Source organism: Streptomyces sp. HNM0575 (assembly GCF_012726265.1).
Classification (GTDB): Bacteria; Actinomycetota; Actinomycetes; order Streptomycetales; family Streptomycetaceae; genus Streptomyces.
In genome coordinates this window covers 501,377-526,894 of the sequence record NZ_JAASAG010000003.1, presented here as the reverse complement: position 1 = coordinate 526,894, position 25,518 = coordinate 501,377, and the positions used below count along the sequence as shown (strand labels likewise).

The following is a 25,518-nucleotide window of genomic DNA, read 5'->3' as shown; positions in this document are numbered from 1 at the left end:
GGTGGGGGGTCAGCGGCCGGGCACCGGCTCGGCCAGGAGGAGTGCGAAGCGCTCCTCCTCGTCGGTCCACCAATGCCTCAACCCGAAGCCGCCGCGGGCCAGTTCGGCGGTGAGCGGGGCACGGCGGAACTTCACCGCGATCTCCGTGAGGATCTCCTCGCCCGCCTCGAACTCGGCCGTCAACTCCAGCGCGGGCACTTCGACCGCCTGCCGGCGCAGCGAGCGCAGCCGCATCTCGATGCGTTCCTCGTCCGCGTTCCACACCGCGACGTGCTCGAAGGCGTCCGGGTCGAATCCGGCGCCCAGTTCACGGTTCAGCACCCGCAGTACGTTCTTGTCGAACTCCGCGGTCACGCCCTGCGCGTCGTCGTACGCCGGTACGAGCACCGCCGGGTCCTTCACCAGGTCCGCTCCGAGCAACAGGGCGTCCCCGGGGCGGAGTTCGCTTCGCAGCGCCGCGTAGAAGGCGGGCCGCGCGTCACCGTCGAGATTGCCGAGGGTGCCGCCGAGGAAGGCCACGAGGCGCGGCCCCGGGGCGTCGGAGGGCAGCCCCAGATCGCTCTCCAGGTCGGTGACGCAGCCCGTGATCTTCAACTCCGGGTATTCCGGGCGCAGTCGGCCGCCCGCCTCCCGCAGAGCGTCGGCGCTCACGTCGAGCGCGGCGTAGGCCTCCAGGGTGCCGTGCCGCAGCAGGGCGTCCAGCAGCAGCCGTGTCTTCCGGGACGAGCCGGATCCCAGCTCGACGAGAGTGCGGGCGCCGGTGGCCGAGGCGATCTCGTCGCACCGCTCGCCGAGGATCGAGTGCTCGGCCCGCGTCGGGTAGTACTCGGGCAACCGCGTGATCTCTTCGAAGAGTTCGCTTCCCCGTGCGTCGTAGAACCACTTCGGCGGCAGCGACTTGGGGCGGCCCGTGAGGCCCTTCAGCACGTCGGTGTGGAGCGCGTCGGTGAAGTAGCCGTCGGGCAGACGGCGGTCGAGCTCGAATCGGCCCGTCATCAGGTTCTCCTTGCGTGGATGCCGTCGGCGCCTCCGGACACGCGGTCCGGGGCCCGTCCGGCGGCGTGGACCAGCGGGACGGTACGTACGGACGAGACGGTGGCCACGAGCAGCGAGTCCTCGGGCACCTCCTGCCAGCCCGGCTCGGCCTCGGCCTCGGCCTCGGGCGCCGTGCTCCCCTCCTGATGCGCGGGGACGGAGGCGTGCGCGGACTCTGGTTCGTGCGCCGCGGCGTCCGGCTCGGATGCGACGCGCACGCTTCCCGGCCCCGTGCGGTACCAGAGGGTGTCGCCGCGGCGGGTGGCCCAGATCGTGCGGCCGTCCGTGAGAAGGAAGTTGAGCCGGGCGCCCGGGCGTATCTCCGCGACGCGCACCGCGAGCCACGCCAGCGCCTCCTCGGCCGGATGCCCGTCGCGGATGCGCCGGGTGAGCAGGGCCCACAGCAGCGCCGAGTCGCAGCGGGCCTCCAGGGCGAGAAGCGCGGCCGGCTCCAACTGCGCGCCCAGGTCGTCGACGAGGCGCTCCCAGTCGCTCACGGCGCCGTTGTGGCTGAAGAGCAGCCGCCCGTCCGCGTACGGCGCCGCCGCGGTCTCGTCCTGCGCCGTGCCCTCGGTGGCGTCGCGCACCGCGGCGAGAACCGCCGTGCTGCGTACGGCGCGTGTCAGGTCGCGCAGGTTCACGTCCGCCCAGACGGGGACGGCGCGGCGGTAGCGCGCGGGCTCGGGCTGCGGCCCCGTGTCCGGCTCCGGCTCCGTCTCCGTCTCCGTATCCGGCCGCGACCGAGACTCCGACTGCGACTGCTCGGGTTCCGGATACCAACCCAGCCCGAAACCATCGGCGTTGACCGTCCCGTACCGCTGCATCCGGGGCGCCCACGACTGCTCGTACAGCCCCTTGGGCGGAGCGAGCACGACGTCGGCCAGCGTCGACGGCGGCCCCAGATAGGCGAGATGGCGGCACATCAGTCCGCTTCCCCGCTGCCGCGGGCGGTGCGGAACCCCGCGAAGATCTGGCGGCGCACCGGCAGGTCCCAGTTGCGGAACGTGCCACGGCAGGCGACCTGGTCGGTGCCGAACGAGCCGCCGCGCAGCACCTTGTAGTCGCCACCGAAGAAGACCTCGGAGTACTCGCGGTACGGGAACGCCGTGAAGCCGGGGTAGGCGGTGAAGCCGGAGGACGTCCACTCCCACACGTCGCCGATCAGCTGCCGCGCACCGCACGGCGCGGCACCGGCCGGGTAGGAGCCGGCGGGCGCGGGACGCAGGTGGCGCTGGTCCAGGTTGGCGCGGCCCTCGTCGGGTGCGGAGTCCCCCCACGGATAGCGGCGGGACTCGCCGGTCTCCGGGTCGTGGCGCGCGGCCTTCTCCCACTCGGCCTCCGTGGGCAGCCGCCGGCCGGCCCAGCGTGCGTACGCGTCGGCCTCGTACCAGCACACGTGCATCACGGGCTCGTTGGGCGGCACGCGCTCGATGTACCCGAAGCGCCGCCGCACCCAGTTCCCGCCGTCCCGGCGCCAGAACAGCGGCGCGCTCAGCCCCGTCCGCTGCACGTACGCCCAGCCCTCGGGATGCCACCAGCGCTCGTCCCGGTAGCCGCCGTCCTCGACGAAGCGCTGATAGGCGCCGTTCGTCACCGGCACCTCGTCCAGGTCGAAGGCCGGCACATGAATGGTGTGCGCGGGCCGCTCGTTGTCCAGCGCCCAGGGCTCGGTGGAGGTGCCCATCGTGAACGGGCCCCCGGGTACGTGGACTTGGCCGTGCCGCTCGTCGACGGCCCTGGAGGTGGGCGCGGGCGGATCGGGGGCGTCGAGCACGGCGGGCCCCCGGCGCAGCTGGTGCGTGGCGAGCATGGTCTCGTCGTGCTGCTGCTCGTGCTGGGCGACCATGCCGAAGACGAAGTCCCCCTCGAAGAGGGCCGGGTCCACGCCGTCGGGCACCGGACCGGCCAGCACCTCCAGGGCGCGGGCGCGTACCCGTGCGATGTACTCGCGGGCCGCGTCGGGCGGGAGCATCGGCAGGGCGGGCCGGTCCGCGCGCGGAGTCCGGAACGCGTCGTACACGGAGTCGAGATCCGGACGCACCCCGCTCATGCCGCCGGCCGCGCGCACCAGCCAGATGTCCTCCTGGTTCCCGACGTGTGCCAGGTCCCAGGCGAGCGGCGACATCAACTCGGAGTGCTGCGCGGTCAGTCCGGCCTCGTCGAGACAGTCCGTGAGGGCCGTGGTGCGCCGCCGTGCGCGCTCCAGCGCGGCAAGCGCACGCTCACGGCCGCCGGTCGCCGCGGCGTCGGCGGTGTGGGCGGTGGTGGCCGCCGCGGCTGGGTGATCGGACATGTTCGGATCTCTCCTCTCCTGGTGTGCACGGGTACGGGTGCCCGGCTCGGTGACCACGACTCCCCGCGTGTCCCGGTCGCGGCTCCCGGACCGTTCGGCTCCCGGACCGTTCGGCTCGCGGCTCCCGGCCGGAACGTTCCGGCCGAGGCCGCCGGCCTTGCCGGGTCACAACCCGGTGCAGGGCCGCCGAACCGGTGGGCAAGACCGCCGAACCGGTGGGGCGGCAGGGCCCGTTGCGGCCTCCCGTCTCAGCCGCGCATCGCCTCCAGCTGGTCGTGCGCCGGGCAACGCCCGCGCTCGGAGTAGCGCTCCGCGAATTCGAGTACGGAGTTGTGGATCAGGCCGCCGTGGTCCTGACGTGACAGCGCGGACTCGGCCGCCGCCACGCACTCGCGTACGGCCCGCCCGAGCAGCGGATCGGCGGGCCCGTCACGTGCGGCCCGCTCCCACACCGCCGTGTCGCGCTCCAGGACCTCCGTAGCGCTCCACGCGGCCTCGGCGGCCTTCGGATCGTCGAGCAGCGTCGCCGCGACGGCGGTCGCCGCGATCCAGCCGTCGCCGCACTGGGCGTCGATCATCCGCAGCTCCAGCCAGCCGCGCGGGCGCACCGGCGGAAAGAGCGTGCCCAGGTGGTAGTCGAGATCGTCGCGTGTGGGCGGCCGCTCCCGGTGGGCACCGCGCAGCCATTCACGGAAGGAGAGGCTCGGCGGTGCCGTCCACTCCGCGGGCGGATCCCGGCGCAGACACAGCAGTTCGGCGTCGAGCGCGTAACGGGCCCAGCTCTCGCGGGGGTCGCTGTGCGTCCTCGGGGGGCTGGTGCGCCCCGGGTCGGCGCGCGCCCACACGCTCTGCCGGGTGGAGACCCAGCCGGTCGGACGGGAGCGCCACAGCGGGGAGTTGGCGAACGCGGCCACCAGTACGGGGCCCAGCCGGTGGGCCAGCCGCCAGCGGTGGCGGTAGCCGGTGGTCCCGTCGGAGTCGTCACCGGCGTCCACGCTGACCTGGACGGCGGCGGTGGCCCGCATCATCATCCGGCCCCAGGGGCCGGAACGGTCGAAGTGCGCCTCCATGGCGCGGTAGCGGGGATCCTCCAGCACCCTCGGGGGGCTGAGGTACGGATCGAGTCCCCGCCCGTAGAGCAGTGCGCCGCAGTGGCGCACGCGGTTGCGCAGCACGGTCAGGTCGGCGGCGGTGGTGGCGACGCACTCGGCGAGTGTCTCGCCCGGGGGTGAGGAGACTTCGAGCTGCCCGCCCGGTTCCCGGGTGAGTCTGCTGCCGCCGGGCAGACCACGGGACCACAGGGGGGCGAGCGCCTTCTCCAGCCGGCCGGCGGGCACGGCGCGGGACGGCGCGGACCGGTCACGGATGAGCCATTCCAGCTCCACACCGACCCGGCGGGGCGGACCCGTCTTGAAACAGATCCCGCCGACGTACGCGGCTGCTTCGTCCTCGTTCAGCACGGCATCCACGGAATCCGGTGCCTCCTGTCGGATACGGAGCGGTGCGTATGCGTAAGTCCTGAGAGTCCGAGCCTCCTTCGCCGAGGCGCCTCGCGCAAGACGGCAGTGCCGGCCGGGGTGAAGCCCCGGCGCACGCGCAACGGCCTCCCGGCGCGGGCTGCGACGGCACGCCAGGCCCGCGGCGACGGCCGGTTTGCGCAGCTGGGAGCGGTCAACTCGTCGCGGTGTGAAGGACATCGAGATCAGCAGACCCGAGAAGGTGCTCTTCCCCGACGACGGGATCACCAAGAGCGAACTCGCCCGCCACTACCGGCAGGTGGCGCCACGCGCGGTGCCGCGGCTGCGGCGGCGTGCGCTGATGATGGAACGCCATCCGGACGGCATCGGCGGGAAGCCGCTGATGCAGAAGAACGTCCCGGGCTACTTCCCGGACTGGGTGCACACGGCCGAACTGCCCAAGGAGGGCGGCACGGTGCTTCATCCGGTCTGCGACAACGCGGACACTCTGGTGTATCTCGCGGGCCAGGCGTGCATCACCCCGCACCGCTGGCTGTCCAGGACGGACCGCCCCGACAACCCGGATCTGCTGATCTTCGATCTCGACCCCAGCGGCGGCGCGGACTTCGACGACGTGCGCTGGGCGGCGTCGTGTGTGGGCGGGCTGCTGGAGCAGGTGGAGCTGCCGTCGCAGCTGATGACGACGGGCTCGCGCGGACTGCATGTGATCGCTCCCCTGGACCGGAGGTCGGACTTCGACACCGTGCGGGCCTTCGCCCGCCGCATCTCCCGGCTGCTCGTCTCGCGCCACCCGGACCGGCTCACCGACGAGGCCCGCAAGGCCGGCCGCGGCGACCGCGTCTATCTCGACATCCAGCGCAACGCCTATGCGCAGACCGCCGTGGCGCCCTATTCGGTACGTGCACGGCCGGGGGCACCCGTGGCGACGCCCGTTGCCTGGTCGGAGCTGGACGACCCGGAGCTGCGCCCCGACCGCTGGAACCTGCGCAACATCGCCGACCGGCTCCGCCGGCACGATCCGTGGGCGGACGTCAGCGCCCGCGGCAGGTCGGTGCGCGCGGCGGACCGGCGCCTGTCGGCCCGATTCTGAAGGATCAGCGCGGGGGCGCGGAGGCGCGGGAGCGCGGAAGCGCGGGATACGGGAGGCGGACGGCAGGCGGGGAGGCAGGGAAGCCGGAGGCGGTGCGGGCGGCGCATGACGTCGCCGGCGACGTCAGCCCCGGTAGACCTCCAGCAGCCGCAGCCACACCTCGCTGATCGTGGGGTACGAGGGAACGGCGTGCCACAGCCGCTCCAGCGGCACCTCGCCGGCGACGGCGACGGTCGCCGAGTGCAGCAGCTCGGTGACTCCCGGCCCCACGAAGGTGACGCCCACGAGGACTTCGCGGTCGAGGTCGACGACCATGCGGGCGCGTCCCCGGTAGCCGTCCGCGAAGAGTGCGGCACCGGCGACCCCGCCCATGTCGAGGTCGACCGCGCGCACCCGCAGCCCGCGCTGCTCCGCCTCTGCCGCCGTGAGCCCCACGGACGTCGCCTCGGGGTCGGTGAAGACGACCTGGGGCACGGCTTCGTGGTCGGCGGTCGCGGCGTGCGCGCCCCAGGGGTCGGTCTCCAGCAGCGGGACGCCCGCGGCCCGCGCGCCCATGGCCGCGCCCGCGATCCGCGCCTGGTACTTGCCCTGGTGGGTGAGGAGCGCGCGTCCGTTGGCGTCGCCCACGGCGTACAGCCAGCCGCCCTGCACGCCCTTCACCCGGCAGCTGTCGTCCACGGTCAGCCAGTCGCCCGGCTCGCAGCCGACCGTCTCCAGGCCCAGGTCCTCGGTGCGCGGCCTGCGGCCGGTGGCGAAAAGGACCTCGTCGGCCTCCAGCTCGCCGCCGTCGCTGAGCGTGAGGGTCACGGGACGGTCCGGGGAGGGCCGCCGCAGGCTCTCGACGGAGACGCCGGTACGGATCTTGGCACCGGCCTCCGTCAGCGCCTCGGAGACGAGTTCTCCGGCGAACGGCTCCATGCGGGCCAGCAGCCGGTCTCCCCGTACGAGCACGGTCACCTCGGCGCCGAGCGCCTGCCATGCGGTGGCCATCTCGACGGCGACCACTCCCCCGCCGACGACGGCGAGGCGTCCCGGAACCTCCTTCGAGGCGGTCGCCTCGCGGCTGGTCCACGGCCGCGCCTCCTCGATGCCGGGCAGGTCGGGCAGGGCGGCGCGGCTGCCCGTGCAGACGGCGACGGCATGGCGGGCACTGAGGGTGCGCGTCGAGCCGTCCGGGGTCTCGACCTTCACGCGGCGGGGACCGTCCAGGCGGCCCTGCCCGCGTACGAGATCCAACCCGACCGAGTCCAGCCACTCGACCTGGCTGCCGTCCTCCCAGTCCGAGGTGAAGGAGTTCCGCCGGGCCAGTACCGCTTCGGCGTCGAGCGGGCCACGTACGGCCTGGGCGGAACCCCCGACGTGGCGGGCGTCGGCGAGCGCGGCCACGGGACGCAGCAGCGCCTTGCTGGGCATGCACGCCCAGTAGGAGCACTCGCCGCCGACCAGCTCGCTCTCGACGAGGGCCGCGCTGAGACCCGCGGCGTGTGCGCGCTCGGCGACGTTCTCGCCCACGGGACCCGCTCCGATCACGATCACGTCGTACTCGTCGGTCCGGTCGCTGCCGGTGGTCGAAGCGGTCGCCTCGGAACGTGTCATGTCGGCCTCCACATGCTGGGTGCTGGGGTGCTGCGGGTGCGCGCGAGCGCTGCTCGTAAACGGTCCGGGTGGCCGTCGCAGTACGCACAGGGGACTCGGCGCACCCACGCAGCCCCTCGGGTGCCTACGCCTGTGCCTACGCCTGTGCCTGCGCCTGGCGGCGGGCGCCGGGCACTGCCGCGCCGACCGTGCCCGGTGCGTGCGTCGCCGGGGCGGGTGTCAGCCCACCGAGGTGGGCACCAGCACGACCGGGCAGTGCGCGTGGTGCAGCACCGCGTGCGCCACGGGCCCCAGCTGCAAGCCGAGGCGGCGGGGACGGCGCCGGTGCACGGCGGTGACGAGGACGTCGGCGGCCCGGCTGGCCTCGATGAGGCTGGCGGCGGGGCTGCCGCCCTGCTCCTCGGCGCTGACCTCCACGCCGGGATGGTCCTTGGCCACGGGATCGACCAGCTTGTTCACCTGCTCCGCGGCCGCCGTACGCGCCTTCTTCGCCTCGTTGGGCGGCACTTGGAGCCTGCCCGGCATGCGCGGCTGGTTCCAGACGTGCAGCACGCGCAGGGACGCGTCCCTGCGCGCCGACTCCTCGAAGCCGAAACGCAGGGCGGGTTCGTCGCTCTGGGTGTGCATGCCCACGAGCACGCTGCCGCGTTCGGTGGCCCCGGACTTGCGGCTGTCGCCCACGACGAGCAGCGGGCCCTGGCAGTGGGTGGCGACCCGGAGGCTGACGGAGCCGACGAGCAGCCCGGCGAAGCCGCCGTGCCCCCGGGTGCCGACCACGGTCAGAGCCGCCGTACGGCTGGCCTTGACGAGGACGTCGTCGGCGAGCGCCTCCGTGTGGACCTGGGCGACGATGCGCAGTCCGGGCACGTGCTCGTGGGCGCGCTGGCCCGCGTCGTCCAGCACGGCCGCCCCGGCGACCCGCATGCGCTCGGTGTCGGCCGCGGTCACGGGGACACGCGAACGGCGCGGCCATCCGGCCGAGTACACCAGCTCCAGGGTCGCTCCCCGCCGGCCCGCCTCCTCGGCGGCCATGTCGAGGGCACGCAGCGAAGGTTCCGATCCGTCGACGCCGACGACCACGCGGCCTTCGGCGGCAGGGGCTGCGGAGGGGTCATTCATCTGGGGGCTCTCCTCGCGTCGGGTCGTCCGTATGTCCCAGTGTGCGGGATTCGCGGGAACGCCGGGAGAAGGCGGGGCGCCCCGAGATGACGGGGTTTCGGGCACGCCGGAGTGACCCTGCGTACGAGGAACGGGACGGTGCCGCCCGTCGCGTCGACGGTCCGCGAACGCGGGGACAGCGGGGCCGTGCGGGCCTGCGGGTGTCAGCCCTCCGAGGGGCGGGCCGCGGCGCCGTGCCGGGCGGTGCGGGCGACCTCGCGCAGCCATGCGGGACGGTCGGCGATCTCCAGCAGCAGCAGAAGGCGCGTCAACGGATCGTCCCAGTCGCAGTGTTCGAGTTCCGCTACGGAGGTCCGGTCGTCAACCGGCCCTGCCGCGGCGGGGTGTTCGAATCCGTATGAGGTCACCAGGACTCCAGAGTGTGCGACAGACGAGCCGGACCGAGCCGAACTGCGGTGCCACCAGGGCATGTTCACCGCTCAAGTACCGCTGCGATTGGCCATTCTCCATGCGTGCACTTACTCCTGCAAGTACATCTGCAATTACAGATGCAAGAACGCTCGGCTGTGAGACAGTACGAGCCAACACCCCCCGTACGTCTGTCAGATGAGCTGAGACGGAGAGGCCATATGCGGATAGAGAACGGCATCGAGGCGAACAGCCTCGAGAACGTCACCTGGCGGAAGAGCGCCCGCAGCAACCCCAACGGCAACTGTGTCGAGCTGGCCGGCCTGCCGGGCGGTCATGTCGCGGTGCGCAACTCCCGTCATCCCTCCGGCCCCGCGCTGGTCTACACGCCCTCGGAGATGGCCGCGTTCGTACAGGGCGCCAAGGACGGCGACTTCGACGATCTGCTGACCGCCGACGGCTGATCCGGCACACCGGTTTCCCAGCCGGAGACAACAGCGGGGGGCACGGGTCCCCCGGCCGTGTCCGGGCCGACAATGGCATCAGCACATGGCCGGGGTATGTGCAAAGAGCATGACTGTACGGGTCGTTCGCCGAGTGGGACACTGAGCGCTCGACTCGTTACTAAACGGGAGCAGGTAAGACCTGATGTCAGCACAGCAGGAAGGCGACTCGTCGGTCCGGCGGATCCTCGACCATCCCCGCGGCGGGCCGACGATTCTGCGGATCGTCCTCGGGACGCAGCTGCGGAGGCTCCGCGAGGAGTGCGGCATCAGCCGGGAGCAGGCAGGGGATGCGATCCGCGGCTCCCACGCCAAGATCAGCCGTCTCGAACTGGGCCGGGTGGGCTGCAAGGAACGGGACGTCGCCGACCTGCTCACGCTCTACGGGATCGACGACCGCGAGCAGCGCGAGGAGTATCTGGTGCTCGCGCGGCACGCCAACACCCCGGGCTGGTGGCAGAAGTACAGCGATGTGATGTCGCCGTGGTTCGACAGGCTCATCGGTCTTGAGGAGGCAGCCTCCGTCATCCGCATGTACGAAGTGCAGTTCGTGCCCGGCCTGTTGCAGACGGAGGACTACGCACGTGCGGTCATGCATCTGGGCCATCCGCGTGCCTCGACTGAGGAGATCGAGCGCCGCGTCGAGCTGCGCCAGGACAGGCAGGCGATCCTCACCAGGCGCCACGGCCCGAAGCTTTGGGCCGTCGTGGACGAAGCGGCGCTGCAACGCCCCCTCGGCGGCGCGGACGTGATGCGGGAGCAGATCAAACAGTTGCTGTGGGCTACCGAACAGCCCAACATCACCGTGCAGATCGCCCCGTTCGCGATCGGCGGCCTCGCCGCGGCCGGCGGGCCCGTGACGATACTCCGGTTCCAGGAGCCCGACCTGCCGGACATCGTCTATCTCGAACAGCTCACCTCCTCGCTGTACATGGAGAAGCGCGAAGAGGTGGAGAACTACATGGTGGTGATGGACCGCCTGTGCGCCACCGCCGAACCGCCTTCGATGACCGTCGAGTTCCTGGAACGGCTGCTGAACCGCTTCGAGAGGCAGGCCGGCTGACCGGCGGCGCCCCACGGCGTCGGCGACGGGCGGCGGAGCACCGCCTCCGCCGCACCGCACTCCGGGCGAGGTCCCGCCCGGCGGGTCAGGGCTTGCGCGCGACCCCGCCGAACTCGTACCACTCGTCGGTCAGTTGGCGCGGTCCGATCTCCGAGTCCGGCCGCCAGTCGTTTATCTCGCCCAGGCCCGGCTCCAGGACCTCCAGGCCGTCGAAGTACCTCTCGACCTCCTCGGCCTGACGCACCCTGCCCCAGCGGTCGCCCGTGCTCTTGGCCATGAAGTCCGTGACGAAGTCGCGGGTGGCCTTGTCCTCGCTCACCAGCTGATTGATGACCAGGAAACTGCCGGACGGCAGCCGGTCGACGACCCGGCGCAGCACGGCGGCGGGGTCGGAGGAGTCGGGGATGCAGTGCATGACGGAGACGAAGAGAGCCGCGACGGGCTTCGACAGATCGATCAGCCTGCGCACCTCGGAGTGGCCGAAGATCTCCTCGGTGTCGCGCAGATCCGCCTGGATGACGGCGGTCTCGGCGTTCTCCTCCAGCAGCGCGCGCCCGTGGGCCAGCACGATCGGATCGTTGTCGACGTACACCACCTGTGCCTCGCGGTCGACGCGCTGCGCGACCTGGTGCACGTTGTCCTGGGTGGGCAGGCCTGACCCGTGGTCGAGGAACTGCCGTACGCCGTACTCCTCCGCCAGCACACGCACCGCGCGCCTCAGGAAGCGGCGGTTGTTGACCGCCAGCGGCCGGGTGCTCGGGACGACCTTGTCGAGCTCCTCGACGGCCTGGCGGTCCACCGAGTAGTTGTCCTTGCCGCCCAGGTAGTAGTCGTACATACGCGCCACGCTCGGCGTGTTGACGTCCACTTCCTGCCCTGCCGCGACCTCGTCTTCGCGCATGCGTGCCTCACCGTCTCGCTGGGTGTACGCGTACCCCCGCGTACACGATCCGTTACGGTGGAGCATCCCACGGCGATGTGGCGCATAGCACCTCAACTGCCCAGTAGGGAAAGGAAATTCGTAAGAGGAGCGGATGCTGCGTCAGCAGTTGCAGCGGTGACGGATGTGCCTCCGCGGTCACAGCCCGTTCCGGTGCCGCAGCCGGTTCGCGGTGTTCGCGGTCACCACCGGTCCACAGTTACAGCCCGGGAAGTGGTCACAGCCCGGGAAGGGACAGCTCCGCCCACACGACGCGCCCCGAGTCCGCCTCCTCGGAGCGCACCCCCCACGTCTTCGCGACCGCGTTCACCAACTGGAGCCCCCGGCCGTTGACATCGCCCGGGGCCGCGCTGCGCGGCAGGACCTCGCCGCGGCCGGCGCCCTCGTCGCAGACCTCTATGCGCAGCCACCGCTCGCACACCTGGAGGCGGCACCGCACTCGGCAACTGTCCGTGTGCACAACGGCGTTGGTGAAGAACTCCGAGACGACCAGCTGTGCGGCGTGCTCCAGCTCCTCCGGCAGCCCCCAGCTGCGCACCTGACCGCGCACCTTCTCCCTCGCGTCCGCGACGGCCGTCGCATGCGCCGGCAGCTCGAAGCCCTCATGACGCACGGAAGCCCCGGCCGGTCCGGACGGGGTGAGCGGTATGGCGGGGCGCGAGAGGGCCACGGTGGGGAGACGCCTTCCGACTACCCGCGGGAGGGGACAGCGTGCAGTGGCAGCACAATGCGGGTCATGAGCTGTATCACGTACATCACTATGCTCCGCGCTCCTGACAATTGGCAAGACTCGGTCTGCGAATTGCAGAATCGGAAGCACAATGTGGCCGGTGCACTGATCGCATGGCACACTTCTAGCGCAGCAAGTCCGGTGGAAGGGAGGCGTCTTGGCTGACGGCCGCACCGCACCGACAGTGGGCCAGATGGTCCTCGGCCTCCGCCTGCGCGACTTGCGCGAAGCCGCCGGATGCTCTTTCGGCGAGGCCGCCGAAGCCCTCAGCGTCAACACCACGACGGTGCGGCGCATGGAAAAGGCAGAAGTCAGCCTGAAACCACCGTATGTGGAGAAACTGCTCAAAACGTACGGCATATCCGAGGGCGAGATCAGCGCCTTTCTGGAACTGGTCGACGACGCGAACAGACCCGGCTGGTGGCAGGGCTTCCGCGACGTACTGCCGCCCTGGTTCAGCCTCTACATCAGCCTCGAGGGCGAAGCCAGCATGCTCCGCGCCTACGAGCCGCACTGCGTGCACGGCCTGCTCCAGACCGCGGACTACGCACGGGCGCTGCTGCGCACGGGGTTTCCCCGGGCGAGCGACGAGGAGCTCGGCCGACGCGTCGCCCTGCGCATGGAGCGCCAGGAACTGCTGCGCCGCAAGGACGCGCCGCGGCTGTGGGTGCTGCTGGAGGAGCAGGTCGTACGCAGGCACATCGGCGCACCCCACGTGATGCGCGAGCAGATCGACCGGCTCATCGAGTGTGCCGCCCTGCCGAACGTGACCGTGCAGCTCATCCAGTACACCTCGGGCCCGCACCCCGCCATGTTCGGGCCGTTCCAGCTCTTCCGGTTCGAGATTCCGGAGCTGCCCGACATCGTCTACGCCGAGAGTCTCAGCGGCGCCGTGTACCACGACGAACGCCGCGACACCACCGTCTTCCTGGAGGCACTGGACCGCATGGGCGCACAGGCCGCACCCGCACAACGCACCGAGGCGATACTCGGTGAGATCCGCGAGGAGTTCTGACCGCATGGGCCGCGACACAGCACAGCACATCTACAACGGCATGCCCTCACGCGAGTTGGGGACCGAGGGCTGGCACAAGCCGTGGAGCGGCCCGAACGGCGGCAACTGCCTGGAGGCCAAGAAGCTCGGCGACGGCCGCATAGCGCTGAGGCAGTCAAGCGACCCGGACGGCCCGGCGCTCATCTACGACCCCGCGGAGATCGACACGTTCGTACGCGGCGCGAAGCGCGGTGACGCCGACTTCCTGCTCTCCCAGGGCTGACCCGGGGCCGGCCCCAGGGCCGACCGGGGCGGTTCCTGGGAGCCGTTGACAGCCGGCACCGTGCGGGCGCACGATAAGCAAGCGCTTAGCTATGCGCCCGTACGCCGCCGACCGTGATCGGATCACGCCACATGGCCACCTCGTCGCTTCTCCTCTCCCGCCGTGACCTGGACTTCCTGCTCCACAAGTGGCTGGACGCGGAGGAACTGACCCGGCGCCCGCGCTTCGCCGAGCACTCCCGCGAGACCTTCGACGCGGTCCTCGACCTCAGCGAGCAGATCGCCACCCGGCACTTCGCCACGCACAACAAGAAGAACGACCAGCAGGAGCCGCACTTCGACGGTGAGCGCGTGCACACCCTGCCGGAGGCGAAGCAGGCACTCGACGCGTTCACCAAGGCGGATCTGCTCGCCGCGCCCATGGACGAGGACCTGGGCGGCATGCAGCTGCCTCAGCTCGTGACCACCGCGTGCTTCAGCTGGTTCCAGGCGGCGAACGTCGGGACGTCGGCCTATGTCTTCCTCACCCTCGGCAACGCCCGGCTCCTGTGCGAGCACGGATCGCGCGAGCAGATCGACACCTACGTACGGCCCATGATGGCCGGCCGTTTCTTCGGCACGATGTGCCTGTCCGAACCGCAGGCGGGCTCCTCGCTCGCGGACGTCGCCACCCGTGCGGAACCCCAACAGGACGGCACATACCGGCTGTTCGGCAGCAAGATGTGGATCTCGGCGGGCGACCACGAGCTCGCGGAGAACATCGTCCACCTCGTGCTCGCACGGATTCCCGGCGCACCGCCCGGAGTCAAGGGGCTCTCCCTGTTCATCGTGCCCAAGCACCTCGTCGGCGCGGACGGCACCGTCGGCGAGCGCAACGACGTCGTGACCGCCGGGCTCAACCACAAGATGGGCTACCGGGGCACGACCAACGCCCTGCTCAACTTCGGTGAGGGCGCGCACAGTCCGGACGGGGCGCCGGGCGCCGTCGGCCATCTCGTGGGCCTCCCGCACTGCGGGCTCAAGTACATGTTCCACATGATGAACGGCGCACGCATCGGCGTCGGGGCCGGAGCGATGGCCCTCGGCTACACCGGCTATCTGAAGTCACTGGAGTACGCCCGCGAGCGTCCGCAGGGCCGGCCCGTCGCCGCCAAGGACGCCACCGCTCCGCAGGTCCCCATCATCGAACACGCCGACGTGCGGCGGATGTTGCTCGCTCAGAAGTCGTACGTCGAGGGCGCGCTCGCACTGCTGCTGTACTGCTCGCGGCTGGTCGACGAGCAGCAGACCGCCGAGCGCGAGGACGAACGCGACCACGCCCGGCTGCTGCTGGACGTGCTGACTCCGATCGCCAAGAGCTGGCCCTCGCAGTGGTGCCTGGAGGCCAACAGCCTTGCGATCCAGGTGCACGGCGGATACGGCTACACCCGCGAGTACGACGTCGAGCAGCACTACCGCGACAACCGTCTCAACCCCATCCACGAGGGCACCCACGGCATACAGGCCCTCGATCTGCTGGGCCGCAAGGCGGTGATGGACCAGGGCGCGGGTCTCGTTGCCCTCGGCGAGACCATCGGGCAGACGGTGGAGCGGGCGCTGAACACCGCGGGCGAGGCGGCCGAACTCGGCGCCGCCCTCCAGGAGTCGTGGGACCGGGTCACCCGGGTCACGGCGAGGGTGTGGGGCACGGGCGACCCGGCCGTGGCGCTCGCCAACGCCACCGTGTATCTGGAGGCGGTCGGCCATGTGGTCGTCGCCTGGATATGGCTCGGCCAGTTCCTGGCCGCGGCCGGCGAGGAGGACGCCTTCCACCAGGGCAAGCGGCAGGCGGCCAGGTACTTCTTCCGTCACGAACTGCCGCGTACAGGGCCGCAGTTCGACCTGCTGGACTCGCTCGACACCACGACGCTGGAGGCAGAGCCGGACTGGTTCTGATCCTCTCTCCTTCCCCTCCCCCACGCGTGCGGACGCCGGGTCCGCACGCGTGGACTTCCCGGGACTCCCGGGACTCCCGGGACTCCCGGGACTTCCCGAGGGGTCAGGACTTGTCCGACCGCCCAGGCCGGTCGTGCGGCGTGCTGCCGTCGCAGTCGAGCTGGTCGCCCCGCACCGGCGCGCCTTCGACGCTGCTGCGGTCGTAGACGACATCGGCGACGCCGGTGCCCTCGGTGCCGGGCCGCACCGTGAAGACCGCCGAGTGCTTGGTGCCCGCCACCTTCTCCGCGTGCAGCACGGCACCGGGCATAGCCGCCGCGATGGTGCTCGCCTTGCGCTCCCAGTAGGAGTCGTAGGTGATCTCCGTACGTCCGGCGCGTGGTCCGGAGGGCGTACGGCCGCGCGCGCCGAGGACGTTGAAGCCGTTGTCGCGAAGGTCCTGTGCGATGCGCGCCGCCGTCTCGCCGCTGCCGGCCACGCGGACGGTGACCTCCTCGGGCCGGTACGGCACGGGGGTCGCTCCCGGCGCGGGCCCCGTCACGGGGTCGCCGGTGACCGGCCGGTCCGCACGCAGATCCGCGAACAGGCCCCGTGCACGCGGCTCGTCCCATCTCAGGGTCGAACCCCATACGGGCGCACGGTGGTCGAAGTCGCTGATCGGCACCGTCGCGAACTCCGTGCGCCGCGGCGTCAGTCCGTGCAGTTCGCGGGCGAGCCGCGCCAGGCGCTCCATGGTGAAGCCCTTGTCCCAGCGCACCGAACCGCGCAACGCCAGGGCCGCGCGCACCACTTCGGCCGGGTGGCTCGCCGTGCGGTCGCTCGTCAGTGTGCGCAGCAGTTCTCCGAGCACATGCTGCTGACGGCGCATCCGGCCGAGGTCGCCGGGCGGCGCGACATGCCGTGCCCGCACATAGTGCAGCGCCTCGTCTCCCTCCAGCAGATGCGTGCCCTTCGCCAGCCGCAGGCCGCTGTTCTCGTCCACCAGCGGCTCGTCCGTGCACACCTGCGCGCCGCCGAGGCGGTCGACGGCCTTCTCGAACCCGGCGAAGTCGGTCTCGGCGTAGTGGTCGACGCGAACGCCGGTGACCTGCTCGACGGTGCGTACGGTGAGGGCCGGACCGCCGTGTGCGTATGTGCTGTTGATCTTGCCGAGGTGGCGCGTGGTGCGTCCGGTGATCTTTCCGAAGCCCTTCCCGTGGTCGCGGTGGCGCGCGAAGCGCACATAGGAGTCGCGGGGAATGCCGACCACGCTCACGCGGTCACGGTCGGCGGAGATGTGGAGCAGCATCAGCACGTCGGTGCAGTCGCACTGCTGCCCGTTCACGTGCAGGCGGTCCCTGGTCTCCTTCGACAGGCCCTCCCGCCGGTCGAGTCCGGCGATGAGGATGTTGACGCCGGGGCCGCGTGCGGGGCGGCCGGACTCGGGGATCTTGTCGAAGACGTCGCTCACGAGGTCGGAACCGCCGGGCGGCGCGGACACGTCGCCGGCGCCCGGCCGTGCCTGCACCCCGGCACCTGCCCCGCAGGTGAGGGCGGCGACGACGGCACAGGAGACGGCGAGCATGCGGCGCGCACGCGGGCGCGGGCGCGGACGCTGAGACGGATTCCGGCACGGACGCGACGGCTCCGCGGCGAGCGGAGCGGGGCGAGTGGGGCGAGTGGGGCGGGACGAAGAGGACGAGGACATGGGCCTGTACACCTCCGCGGAATGTGGGATTCCGCATGCTAGGCACGGCCCGTGGCCCGATCCCGGCGCTACGTCGGGCTCACCCGCACGGCTAACCCGGTCAGATGAACAAGCGGTCCGCGGCCGGAGTCCACGAGGCGCTCCCGTTCCCGGCCGCCCTCGTTCCCGGCCGCTCCGGTTCGCCTCCGCTCCGGTTCGCCTCCGCTCCGGTTCGCGTCCGCCCGCGGACCGCCCGCAGATCCGCTCGCGTTCCCGCCCCGCCCCCGCCTCAGCCGGGCCCCCGTCTCCGCCCCGCTCCCGTACGCCCTACCTCACGTCTTCCCGCCGCTCCAGCGGTCTCGTCGCCGGACCCTGGATCACCCTGCCCTCGGTGTCGAAGCGCGATCCGTGGCAGGGGCACTCCCACGCGCCCTCCGCGTCGTTGAACCGCACCAGGCAGCCCAGATGAGTGCACCTCGGCGAGAGCGCCCGCACCTCGCCCTCGGGCGTGCGGTGCACGGCACAGCGCCGCCCCCGTACCCGCACGATCGCCCCCGTCCCCGGAGCGATCTCGTCGACGGAGTCGGCGTACGACGACCGCAGCCGGTCCCCCACGAACCGTCCCGCGACCGTCGACTGGAAGCGCAGCACCGCCGGCGCCTCACGGGGGCTGAGCCGCCGCGGCTCGTACAGCCTCGCCCAGGGCGGCAGCGGCCGGCCGGTGATGCAGTCGGTGAGCAGCTGCCCGGCGAGCACGCCGCCGGACATGCCCCAGCCGCCGAACCCGGTGGCCACCCAGGTGTGCTGCGAGGCCGGGTGGAAGGCGCCGATGTACGGCACGCGGTCCGTGGTGTCGTTGTCCTGGGTCGCCCACCGGTGGACGAGGCGGGCGTCGGGGAAGCGCTCGTACGTCCACGCCGCCAGCCGCTCGTACCCGGCGCTCACCGAGCCCTGCCCGGCGGTCCCCGGAGTGAACTTCTCACCGGTGACGATCAGCAGCCGCTTCCCCTCCCCGAACGGATAGGGCGCGGTGCGCACCGACCGGGTGCCGCGTTCCGGAGTGAGGTACGCGCCCTGCGGGTCCTGCCCGGCGGGCAGCAGCGCGGAGACGACCAGTTCGCGGCGGGGCTCCAGCCGGGAGAACATCAACGCCCGGTCGAATACGGGGTAATGGGTGGCCACCACGACGTCCCGGGCGACGACCTCCGCGCCGTTCTCGGTCACCACCCGGCACGGCTCTCCCTCGTCCAGCGCCGTCACGCGGGTCCGCTCGTGGATGCGGCCGCCGCGGCGCAGCAGATCCTCCGCGAGGGCCAGCAGGTACTTGCGCGGGTGGAACTGGGCCTGGTTCTCGACCCGTACGGCGGCGCGCACCGGGAAGGGCAGTCCCGTCTCGGTGACGAAGGAGGCGGGCAGACCGGCCTCGCGGGCGGCCTCGGCCTCGGCGCGTATCTCGTCGGCGTGGTGCTCGGACTCGGTGAACGTGTACGCGGGGACCCGCTCCAGGTCGCAGTCGATCCCCAACTCCCCTGCCACATCGGCCAGATGGTCGATGGCCTGCTGCTGCGAGCCGGCGTAGAGCCGGGCGTCCTCCGTTCCGCGTCTCTCGCGCAGATACGAGTAGACGATGCCGTGCAGGGCGGAGACCTTCCCGGTGGTGTGGCCGGTGACGCCCGCGGCGATGCGGTCGGATTCGAGCACCGCGACGCCACGGCCGGCGCGCGCCAGCTCCCACGCGGCGGACAGGCCCGCGACTCCGCCGCCGACGACCGCGACGTCAACTTCCGTGACGCTCCCGGGCGGAAGCGGGGTATGGGGGGCGGCCCCCGCGGACAGCATCCAGTAGGACTCGTAACCGACGGGCAGTGTGGTCACCGCTGCTCCTCGTTCGTGTGGTCCGCGGCTCGCCGGCCGGTCCGGCTCGTCCGGGTCTTGCTGGGCATGGGCGTGCTGCCGGGCACGCCCAGGCTCGGCACGCCGGTGCGCGCGCCCCCGTTCCCGCTGCGCGCACGTGCGTGGCCGTCCGTCCCCCGTGACTCGGCGCGGGCCGCGCTCCTGCTGCGGCTCCCGCCCGCCGTCGTGCTGTCCGACCCTGCTGTGATGCCCGTCGCCGCACGGGTCACGCGTGACAGCGGGTTTCCGGCCCTCACCCACGTGTCCGCCCGCGCCGCCAAGGGCACCCGGGCGCCCTTCGACGGAGGTGATGACGAATGAAGGCTGCCGTCTGGCAGGGCAAGCGGGATGTGCAGGTCACGGAGGTGCCCGACCCCGCCGTCAAGGAACCGACCGACGCGGTCATACGGATCACGTCGAGCGGCCTGTGCGGCTCCGACCTGCATCTCTACGAGGTGCTGACACCGATGATGACCCCGGGCGACATCCTCGGACACGAGCCCATGGGCGTCATCGAGGAGGTCGGCACGAAGGTCCAGGGGCTGAAGGCCGGCGACCGCGTGGTGGTGCCGTTCCAGATCGCGTGCGGCTCCTGCTTCATGTGCGATCAGGGGCTTCAGACCCAGTGCGAGACGACCCAGGTGCGTGAACAGGGCATGGGTGCGCCGCTGTTCGGCTACACCAAGCTCTACGGCGCGGTGCCCGGCGCGCAGGCCGAGTATCTGCGCGTACCGCAGGCCCAGTACGGCCCGGTCAAGATCCCCGAGGGTCCCGCGGACGACCGTTTCCTGTTCCTCTCCGACGTGCTGCCCACCGCCTGGCAGGCCGTGGAGTACGCCGACGTCCCCAAGGACGGCACCCTGGCCGTCATCGGGCTCGGCCCGATCGGCGACATGGCGTGCCGTATCGCGCTGCACCGCGGCGCCCGCAAGGTCATCGGCATCGACCTGGTTCCCGAGCGGCTGGCACGGACGCGCGCCCGCGGAGTGGAGGTGCTGGACGTCACCGAGCACGACGACATCGGCGCGGCCGTACGGGAGTTGACCGACGGCCGGGGCACCGACGCCGTCATCGACGCGGTCGGCATGGAGGCGCACGGCAACGTCGCGGGCAAGGTCGCGCAGTCCGTGGGCGGGATGCTGCCCGGCAAGCTCGCCGAGAAGGCCCTCGCGAAGGCCGGAGTCGACCGGCTGGCCGCGTTCCAGCACGCGATCGACATCGTGCGCCGCGGCGGGACGATCTCGCTCTCCGGCCTCTACGGCGGCGCCGCCGACCCGCTGCCGATGATGACGCTGTTCGACAAGCAGATCCAGCTGCGCATGGGACAGGCCAACGTCAAGCGCTGGGTGCCGGACATCCTCCCGCTGCTCACGGACGAGGACGTGCTCGGGGTGGACGACTTCGCCACGCACCATCTGCCCCTCGCGCAGGCGCCCGAGGCATACGAGATGTTCCAGAAGAAGGCCGACGGTGCGGTGAAGGTGGTGTTCAAGCCGTAGCCGGGGGTACGAGGCGCGGTGCCGCGGGCCGGTACGGAATCGGCCCGCGGCACCGCGCGCGGAGGTCACTTGGTGCGGACGTCACTTGGTGCGGACGTCACTTGGTGACGTGCAGGATGTCCAGCACCTCCTCGTCGCTCAACTGCGGGAAGTCCTGGTACCAGAAGCCCACCGACCCGAAGGCCGGCGGCACGTACGCGCAGACGATCTCGTCGGCGTCCCCGGACAGCTGCTCCAGCGCCTCGCGGGAGCACACGGGCGCGGCGAGCACGGTGCGCACCGGACCGGCCCGGCGTACGGCCCGCAGCGCGGCACGCGCCGTCGACCCCGTGGCGACCCCGTCGTCGACGAGCACGGCAGAGCGCCCGGCCAGGTCCAGCGGACCCCTGCCCTTCCGGTACGCCTCCTCGCGCCGCTTCAGCTCGGCCTGCTCGCGCTCGGCCGTGGGCGCCAGTTCGTGCTCGCTCAGCCCCAACTGCCCCAGCAGAACAGGGTCGTAGACGGGGGGCGCGTCGCCCGCCACGGCGCCGACGCCCAGCTCCGGCTGGAAAGGAGCACCGATCTTGCGGGCGACGACCACGTCGAGCGGTGCGCCCAGCACCCGGGCGATCTCGTCGGCCACGGGGACTCCGCCGCGCGGCAGGGCCAGTACCACGGGATCCGGCAGCCGTCCGTCTTCGCGCCGTCCGCTCAGCTTCTCCGCGAGGGCCTTTCCGGCCTCGCGGCGGTCACGGAACTGCATGGCGGCCTCCTCTCGCTGCCGAGGGGCTGTGCGAGGCGCGGTACCCGCCTTCAAAGGAGCTACACAGCACTCGCCAGGGAAGTTCCGCTTCCCGCACCGGAATTCCATCGAATCCTCTCCCGTGAGAGTGCTCCCCGGACTACGGTGTGTGCCTGCGGGGATCGTCAGGTGGTATATGCCGGGGAGGGGCTCCGCCATGGGCATGGAAGCAGTTCCGACGCCTGCTGAGCATGTGCGGGAACTGCTGGCGCGTGCCCGGAATCCCTTCGACGTCTCCGACGCCGTCCTCGCCCGCCTCGACGGGGCGCTGCTGTGCCACGTCGAGCTGCACGGCTGGCGGCAGCGCAAGGCGCCCGCACCGAGCCTGCGGTGCAGCAGCCACCGTCACGTCTTCCTGCTTCCCGACGGACAGCTGCTGTCGCTGTGGGAGCTGAGCTACGACGAGGGTCCGGGCGGCGAGGGCGTCCTGCACGAGGTGTACGAGAGCGAAGAGGCGCTGGTCCGCTCCGAGAGCCGGGTGCAGCAGTCGCACAGGGCCGCCGCCCGCGGGCCGCGCGGCAGGCGGTACGGCACCACCCGCGAGGTGCCCGTCGAACTCCTGCTGACGGCCGACCATCCCTTCGGCCGCCGCACCTACAGCGAGACCGGCTCCCCCGATCACGCACGACGGCTGCTGCGCCGCGCCGAGAACGACGACCGCCCCGGCGAGGACGTCGCCCGCCTGCTGGAGAGCGCAAGGGGCCACGAGATCCTGCCCGTGCCGAAGCCGCAGGTGCTGGCGCACGAGTGGCAGGTGTGGTGCACCGTCTACGAGCACGCGTTCCTGCTGGCCGACGGCTCCGAGATCAGCCTCTACGAGGTGGAGCACGACCTGTCCGGCACGGGCGCGCTCGTGTGCGAGGTCTATCTGGAGGAGGGCTTCGCCGACCGGGCCGTCAACCGCCTGGTGCGCGAGCGCGACCTCGGCTCCTGACCGTCCCCGCCCGGCTTCTGCCGCGGCTCCCGCTGCCCCGTTGGCACTCTCTCGCTGCCCTCTTCGCCGGAGCCGTCCGTGCTGTTGCGACGCTGTGTGCCTCTGTGCGACTTCTCGTGACCCCTTGTGACCTTTTCGGCGCCGAACGTATCGTGGGCGCGCTCCGTAAACCCCACTGACGCTCCGTAACTCCCTTGACGGGGCGCGCATTTGACCGGAGGTCCCGCCATGGCCGCTCGCGGACGCCACCGCCGTACCCGTACCGGCGCCCTGTCCCGCACGTCGCTCAAGGTCACGGCGGGCGGAGCAGGCGTCGCGTTACCCCTGGTCGGTGCGCAGCTCGTGCACGCCGCCCCCGAGGACGCTTGGCAGAAGGTCGCGTCGTGCGAGAGCGGCGGCGACTGGGAGATCAACACCGGCAACGGCTACTTCGGCGGGCTCCAGTTCTCGCAGAGCACCTGGGAAGCGTACGGCGGTACCGCGTACGCGGCGCGTGCGGACCTCGCGACGAAGGGCCAGCAGATCGCCGTGGCCGAGAAGGTGCTCACTGGTCAGGGCCCGAAGGCGTGGCCCAACTGCGGTCCCCGGGCGGGGCTTTCACGCGGAGGGGCACAGGCGAGCCCGGCGCGGGCGGCGGCGGATGCGGGACGCACGGCCCGGAAGGAGGACGCCGAGCGGGCCGAACGGGCCGAAGGGGCAGGCCAGTTCGGGCAGGCGAAGCAGTCCGAGCAGGCCGAGCGCGCGGAGAGAGCGGAACGGGCGAGGGCGGACCGTTCCAAGAAGGCGACGACCTATGAGGTCGTGGGCGGCGACAGCCTCTCCGCCATCGCCGAGGAACACGATGTGGAGGGCGGCTGGCCGGGCCTGTACGAGCGCAACCGCCGCACCGTCGGCGGCGATCCGGACCTGATCCTGCCCGGTCAGCGTCTGCACCTGGACGGCACGCACCGTACGGACGAGCCGCGGCCGGAGGGGAGCGGGGAGCACGGCGCCGGGTCCAAGTCAGGGTCGAAGGCCGCGCCCAAGACCGGGCCCAAGACCGGGCCCAAGACCGGGCCCAAGACCGGGCCCAAGACCGGGCCCAAGACCGGGCCCAAGACCGGGCCCAAGACCGGGCCCAAGACCGGGCCCAAGACCGGGCCCAAGTCAGGGGCCGGGACCGCCCGGAAGACGGACCAGAAGGCGGACCAGAAGGCGGAGCGGAAGGCAGGACAGAAGACCGCGCCGAAGCCGGAGCGCAAGGCCGCCTCCCCCGCACGCAAACCCGCCTCCTCCGCGCTGACCGCGCCCGTCAGCGGCGTCGCCCCGAGCACCGCCTACCGCGCCTCGGGCGGCAGTTGGTCCTCGGGTCACCACACCGGCGTGGACTTCCCCGTTCCCACGGGCACGTCCGTGAAGGCCGTCTCAGCGGCGAGGGTCGTCTCGGCGGGCTGGGCCGACGCGTACGGATACGAAGTGGTGCTGCGCCACCGCGACGGCAAGTACAGCCAGTACGGGCACCTTTCGGCGATCTCCGTACGCGCGGGCCAGAACGTCGTTCCGGGGCAGCGCCTGGGCCGCTCCGGCTCGACCGGCAACGCGACGGGCCCGCACCTGCACTTCGAGATCCGTACGGGCCCCGGCTACGGCACGGACATCGATCCGCTCGGCTATCTGCGGGGGCGCGGCGTCCGCCTGTGACACCCGCGGAGAGTGCTCCCGCGAAGAGTGCCCAACGGAGAGTGCTCCCGCGGAGAGTGCGACGGCGAGAGCACCGCACAGCGGAACCCGCGGGACGAACTCCCGCGGGCCCCAGTGCCGTTACTGGTCCTCGTCGGTGTCCAGGTCGACCTGCTGCGGCCCTTCCACACGGGCGGGCCGGTGGTCCGGCCCCTCCGCCGCCGACTCGATCTCCTCCAGATCCAGGCCGAGTTCGCGCTCGTCGTCCTCCGCCACATGCATGGCTGTCTCCTCCCCCGACAGCCCTTGCGCCGGTGACGCCGTGGAGAAGGTGTCCTGGTTGGCCGCCCGCCACGACAGCGGGTCGTCGCTGAGCTGTCCCGCCTGCTCGTCGGCGAGCTGCTCGGCCTCCTCGTCCCCGACGTCGGGCTCCTCCTCCGACAGGCGCTCGTCGAGGGATTCACCCTCCACCTGCTCGGTGAAGGTCGTGCCGTAACTCTCGACGGCCACGGGCTCGTCCCCCGGCACGGGCGCCCGTTGGGGGTCGCTGGCCATCTCCGCCTCGGGCGAGCCGTCCTGAAGGTCCGGGATCCCCTCGTCCTCCGGCTCCGCCCCCGGGTCGTGGCCTTCGTCCTCGGTCATTCCGCATCCTCCGTCATGCCACCCGGCGGTACCCGTGTGGGTCTGCCGAAAACGTTCGCGCACCGCCTCACGAGGAGGCTTGCGGCGGCTTCCGCCTGCGCCTCCGCCTCAGCAGGACGATCAGATCGGTCACCGCGAACAGCGCGAGTCCTCCGCAGATCGCGGTGAGGGTGCGCAGCGAGTCCGGGCCCGGTACGTCTCCGGCCCCCGACTGCGTCATCCAGAACCAGAACAGCCCCGTCGCGGCGAGGAACACCGGGGTGAACAGCACCGCGAGGACCAGCCGTACGCCCATCGCACTACGGGCCGTGACGGGTTCGGTGCCCGTACGTGACCAGTAGCGCTCGAAGGGCTGCGGCGGCTCGGGGCGTGGGGGACGCGGGGTGTGCGTCGTACCGGCCCGCTGTCCGGGACGGCGAAGCGTCATCTCTCTCGCCTCTTCCCGCTATCGGGTGTGCCACTTCCAGTGTCCTCCAGGCCGCGCCCTCACGGCCGCCGGGCGGCGGACCGGCCGGGCGCCACGGCACCCGCGCAAGCCCCTGCACACCGCCCCGAGCGCTCGGATCTCCCGCTCAGACCTCGGCCTCGTGGCACACCCCGCACGTCAGCCTGCGCGCGTCCGGGCTGTGCGTGGACCTGCCCACGCCCGCGGTCTCGTGCACGATCTGCGGCGCCACGTGCGCGTGCTCGAGGCACAGCCCCGCGCCGCAGCGGGTGCACACCGCCACCGCCGCGTTGGTCTCCTGAAGTGTCAGGCAGTCATAGCAGTTCATGATCGGCCTCCTCTCGCGGGCCGCGGCGGGACACGGACTCGCCGCCCTCCCGTCAGCTCCGGGTGCCACCGCCGGCGCCGTGGAAACGATTGACGCTCCGGAGCGCGGGACGGTGCGCGGCACGGTGCGCGACCATGGAGGCAGGCGCCCCGGAGCCGCCGGCGGTGCGCCCGCCCGGTGCCGCCAACGCGCGGCGCGGCAGGCC

At 71.9% G+C, this 25,518-nt stretch carries 25 protein-coding genes; 10 read left to right on the top strand and 15 right to left on the bottom strand.

The window, feature by feature from the left end:
- Positions 1 to 9: 9 nt before the first annotated feature.
- The 4 genes from egtD to egtA form a co-directional block, all read right to left on the bottom strand.
- Positions 10 to 996 carry an L-histidine N(alpha)-methyltransferase gene (gene egtD, locus HCC61_RS10265; protein WP_169134980.1) on the bottom strand — a complete coding sequence of 329 codons (987 nt, stop codon included), beginning with the start codon at positions 994 to 996 and terminating at the stop codon, positions 10 to 12.
- Positions 996 to 1,958 carry a class II glutamine amidotransferase gene (locus tag HCC61_RS10260; protein ID WP_169134979.1) on the bottom strand — a complete coding sequence of 321 codons (963 nt, stop codon included), beginning with the start codon at positions 1,956 to 1,958 and terminating at the stop codon, positions 996 to 998. Before HCC61_RS10260 ends, egtD begins: the two co-directional genes overlap by 1 nt.
- Positions 1,958 to 3,328: an ergothioneine biosynthesis protein EgtB gene (gene egtB / locus HCC61_RS10255; RefSeq protein WP_169134978.1), complete on the bottom strand. Its 1,371-nt coding sequence runs from the start codon at positions 3,326 to 3,328 to the stop codon at positions 1,958 to 1,960. Before egtB ends, HCC61_RS10260 begins: the two co-directional genes overlap by 1 nt.
- Positions 3,329 to 3,576: 248 nt before the next feature.
- Positions 3,577 to 4,797, bottom strand: a complete 1,221-nt coding sequence (gene egtA / locus HCC61_RS10250) for an ergothioneine biosynthesis glutamate--cysteine ligase EgtA (RefSeq protein WP_346777116.1) — start codon at positions 4,795 to 4,797, stop codon at positions 3,577 to 3,579.
- A 217-nt stretch (positions 4,798 to 5,014) separates the two neighbouring features.
- Between egtA and ligD the strand changes: the two genes are divergently transcribed.
- Positions 5,015 to 5,896: a non-homologous end-joining DNA ligase gene (ligD, locus tag HCC61_RS10245; RefSeq protein ID WP_346777115.1), complete on the top strand. Its 882-nt coding sequence runs from the start codon at positions 5,015 to 5,017 to the stop codon at positions 5,894 to 5,896.
- 123 nt (positions 5,897 to 6,019) lie between these two features.
- Here ligD and HCC61_RS10240 read toward each other — a convergent pair whose 3' ends face one another.
- The 3 genes from HCC61_RS10240 to HCC61_RS10230 all read right to left on the bottom strand — a co-directional run bounded on the left by HCC61_RS10240 (position 6,020) and on the right by HCC61_RS10230 (position 9,018).
- Complete coding sequence (locus tag HCC61_RS10240) at positions 6,020 to 7,492, bottom strand: NAD(P)/FAD-dependent oxidoreductase (RefSeq protein WP_169134975.1); 1,473 nt, start codon at positions 7,490 to 7,492, stop codon at positions 6,020 to 6,022.
- A gap of 219 nt (positions 7,493 to 7,711) precedes the next feature.
- Positions 7,712 to 8,611: a universal stress protein gene (locus tag HCC61_RS10235; protein ID WP_169134974.1), complete on the bottom strand. Its 900-nt coding sequence runs from the start codon at positions 8,609 to 8,611 to the stop codon at positions 7,712 to 7,714.
- 203 nt (positions 8,612 to 8,814) lie between these two features.
- Positions 8,815 to 9,018 (bottom strand): hypothetical protein, encoded by a 204-nt coding sequence (locus HCC61_RS10230; RefSeq protein WP_169134973.1) that lies wholly within the window; start codon positions 9,016 to 9,018, stop codon positions 8,815 to 8,817.
- 222 nt (positions 9,019 to 9,240) lie between these two features.
- Between HCC61_RS10230 and HCC61_RS10225 the strand changes: the two genes are divergently transcribed.
- On the top strand, positions 9,241 to 9,483 hold the full coding sequence (locus HCC61_RS10225) for a DUF397 domain-containing protein (RefSeq protein ID WP_169134972.1): 243 nt from the start codon (positions 9,241 to 9,243) through the stop codon (positions 9,481 to 9,483).
- 184 nt (positions 9,484 to 9,667) lie between these two features.
- On the top strand, positions 9,668 to 10,585 hold the full coding sequence (locus HCC61_RS10220) for a helix-turn-helix transcriptional regulator (protein WP_169134971.1): 918 nt from the start codon (positions 9,668 to 9,670) through the stop codon (positions 10,583 to 10,585).
- An 85-nt stretch (positions 10,586 to 10,670) separates the two neighbouring features.
- On the opposite strand, the gene HCC61_RS10215 is transcribed toward HCC61_RS10220, so the two are convergent.
- Positions 10,671 to 11,486 (bottom strand): SAM-dependent methyltransferase, encoded by an 816-nt coding sequence (locus HCC61_RS10215; protein WP_169134970.1) that lies wholly within the window; start codon positions 11,484 to 11,486, stop codon positions 10,671 to 10,673.
- A gap of 256 nt (positions 11,487 to 11,742) precedes the next feature.
- Entirely contained in the window at positions 11,743 to 12,195 is a 453-nt protein-coding gene (locus HCC61_RS10210) for an ATP-binding protein (protein ID WP_346777114.1), read from the bottom strand.
- A gap of 217 nt (positions 12,196 to 12,412) precedes the next feature.
- Here HCC61_RS10210 and HCC61_RS10205 point away from each other — a divergent pair, with 217 nt between their 5' ends.
- The 3 genes from HCC61_RS10205 (at position 12,413) to HCC61_RS10195 (ending at position 15,466) form a co-directional block, all read left to right on the top strand.
- A complete protein-coding gene (locus HCC61_RS10205; protein ID WP_169134969.1) occupies positions 12,413 to 13,270 on the top strand; it encodes a helix-turn-helix transcriptional regulator in 858 nt (285 codons plus the stop codon).
- 4 nt (positions 13,271 to 13,274) lie between these two features.
- Positions 13,275 to 13,532, top strand: a complete 258-nt coding sequence (locus tag HCC61_RS10200) for a DUF397 domain-containing protein (protein ID WP_169134968.1) — start codon at positions 13,275 to 13,277, stop codon at positions 13,530 to 13,532.
- Between the two features lie 113 nt (positions 13,533 to 13,645).
- On the top strand, positions 13,646 to 15,466 hold the full coding sequence (locus HCC61_RS10195) for an acyl-CoA dehydrogenase (RefSeq protein WP_346777113.1): 1,821 nt from the start codon (positions 13,646 to 13,648) through the stop codon (positions 15,464 to 15,466).
- 103 nt (positions 15,467 to 15,569) lie between these two features.
- On the opposite strand, the gene HCC61_RS10190 is transcribed toward HCC61_RS10195, so the two are convergent.
- Both HCC61_RS10190 and HCC61_RS10185 read right to left on the bottom strand, forming a co-directional pair.
- Entirely contained in the window at positions 15,570 to 17,030 is a 1,461-nt protein-coding gene (locus tag HCC61_RS10190; RefSeq protein ID WP_240968754.1) for an LCP family protein, read from the bottom strand.
- Positions 17,031 to 17,459: 429 nt separating this feature from the next.
- Complete coding sequence (locus tag HCC61_RS10185) at positions 17,460 to 19,007, bottom strand: FAD-dependent oxidoreductase (RefSeq protein ID WP_169134966.1); 1,548 nt, start codon at positions 19,005 to 19,007, stop codon at positions 17,460 to 17,462.
- A 66-nt stretch (positions 19,008 to 19,073) separates the two neighbouring features.
- Here HCC61_RS10185 and HCC61_RS10180 point away from each other — a divergent pair, with 66 nt between their 5' ends.
- Together HCC61_RS10180 and HCC61_RS10175 are read left to right on the top strand one after the other, a co-directional pair.
- On the top strand, positions 19,074 to 19,346 hold the full coding sequence (locus HCC61_RS10180; RefSeq protein WP_169134965.1) for a hypothetical protein: 273 nt from the start codon (positions 19,074 to 19,076) through the stop codon (positions 19,344 to 19,346).
- Complete coding sequence (locus HCC61_RS10175; protein WP_169134964.1) at positions 19,343 to 20,524, top strand: zinc-dependent alcohol dehydrogenase; 1,182 nt, start codon at positions 19,343 to 19,345, stop codon at positions 20,522 to 20,524. The genes HCC61_RS10180 and HCC61_RS10175 overlap by 4 nt, the downstream gene beginning before the upstream one ends.
- A gap of 97 nt (positions 20,525 to 20,621) precedes the next feature.
- On the opposite strand, the gene HCC61_RS10170 is transcribed toward HCC61_RS10175, so the two are convergent.
- Positions 20,622 to 21,266, bottom strand: coding sequence for a phosphoribosyltransferase family protein (locus HCC61_RS10170; RefSeq protein WP_169134963.1), 645 nt, complete (start codon positions 21,264 to 21,266; stop codon positions 20,622 to 20,624).
- Positions 21,267 to 21,462: 196 nt separating this feature from the next.
- On the opposite strand from HCC61_RS10170, the gene HCC61_RS10165 reads away from it, so the two are divergent.
- A complete protein-coding gene (locus tag HCC61_RS10165) occupies positions 21,463 to 22,239 on the top strand; it encodes a DUF6227 family protein (RefSeq protein WP_169134962.1) in 777 nt (258 codons plus the stop codon).
- Between the two features lie 228 nt (positions 22,240 to 22,467).
- Positions 22,468 to 23,919, top strand: a complete 1,452-nt coding sequence (locus tag HCC61_RS10160) for a transglycosylase family protein (RefSeq protein ID WP_169134961.1) — start codon at positions 22,468 to 22,470, stop codon at positions 23,917 to 23,919.
- A gap of 120 nt (positions 23,920 to 24,039) precedes the next feature.
- Here the strand turns inward: HCC61_RS10160 and HCC61_RS10155 are convergent, their stop codons facing one another.
- From HCC61_RS10155 to HCC61_RS10145, 3 genes are all read right to left on the bottom strand, one after another.
- Positions 24,040 to 24,540, bottom strand: a complete 501-nt coding sequence (locus HCC61_RS10155; protein WP_206322295.1) for a hypothetical protein — start codon at positions 24,538 to 24,540, stop codon at positions 24,040 to 24,042.
- Between the two features lie 67 nt (positions 24,541 to 24,607).
- Positions 24,608 to 24,967: a DUF6343 family protein gene (locus HCC61_RS30615; protein WP_240968752.1), complete on the bottom strand. Its 360-nt coding sequence runs from the start codon at positions 24,965 to 24,967 to the stop codon at positions 24,608 to 24,610.
- 145 nt (positions 24,968 to 25,112) lie between these two features.
- Entirely contained in the window at positions 25,113 to 25,313 is a 201-nt protein-coding gene (locus HCC61_RS10145; RefSeq protein WP_169134960.1) for a DUF2180 family protein, read from the bottom strand.
- Between the last annotated feature and the right edge of the window lie 205 nt (positions 25,314 to 25,518).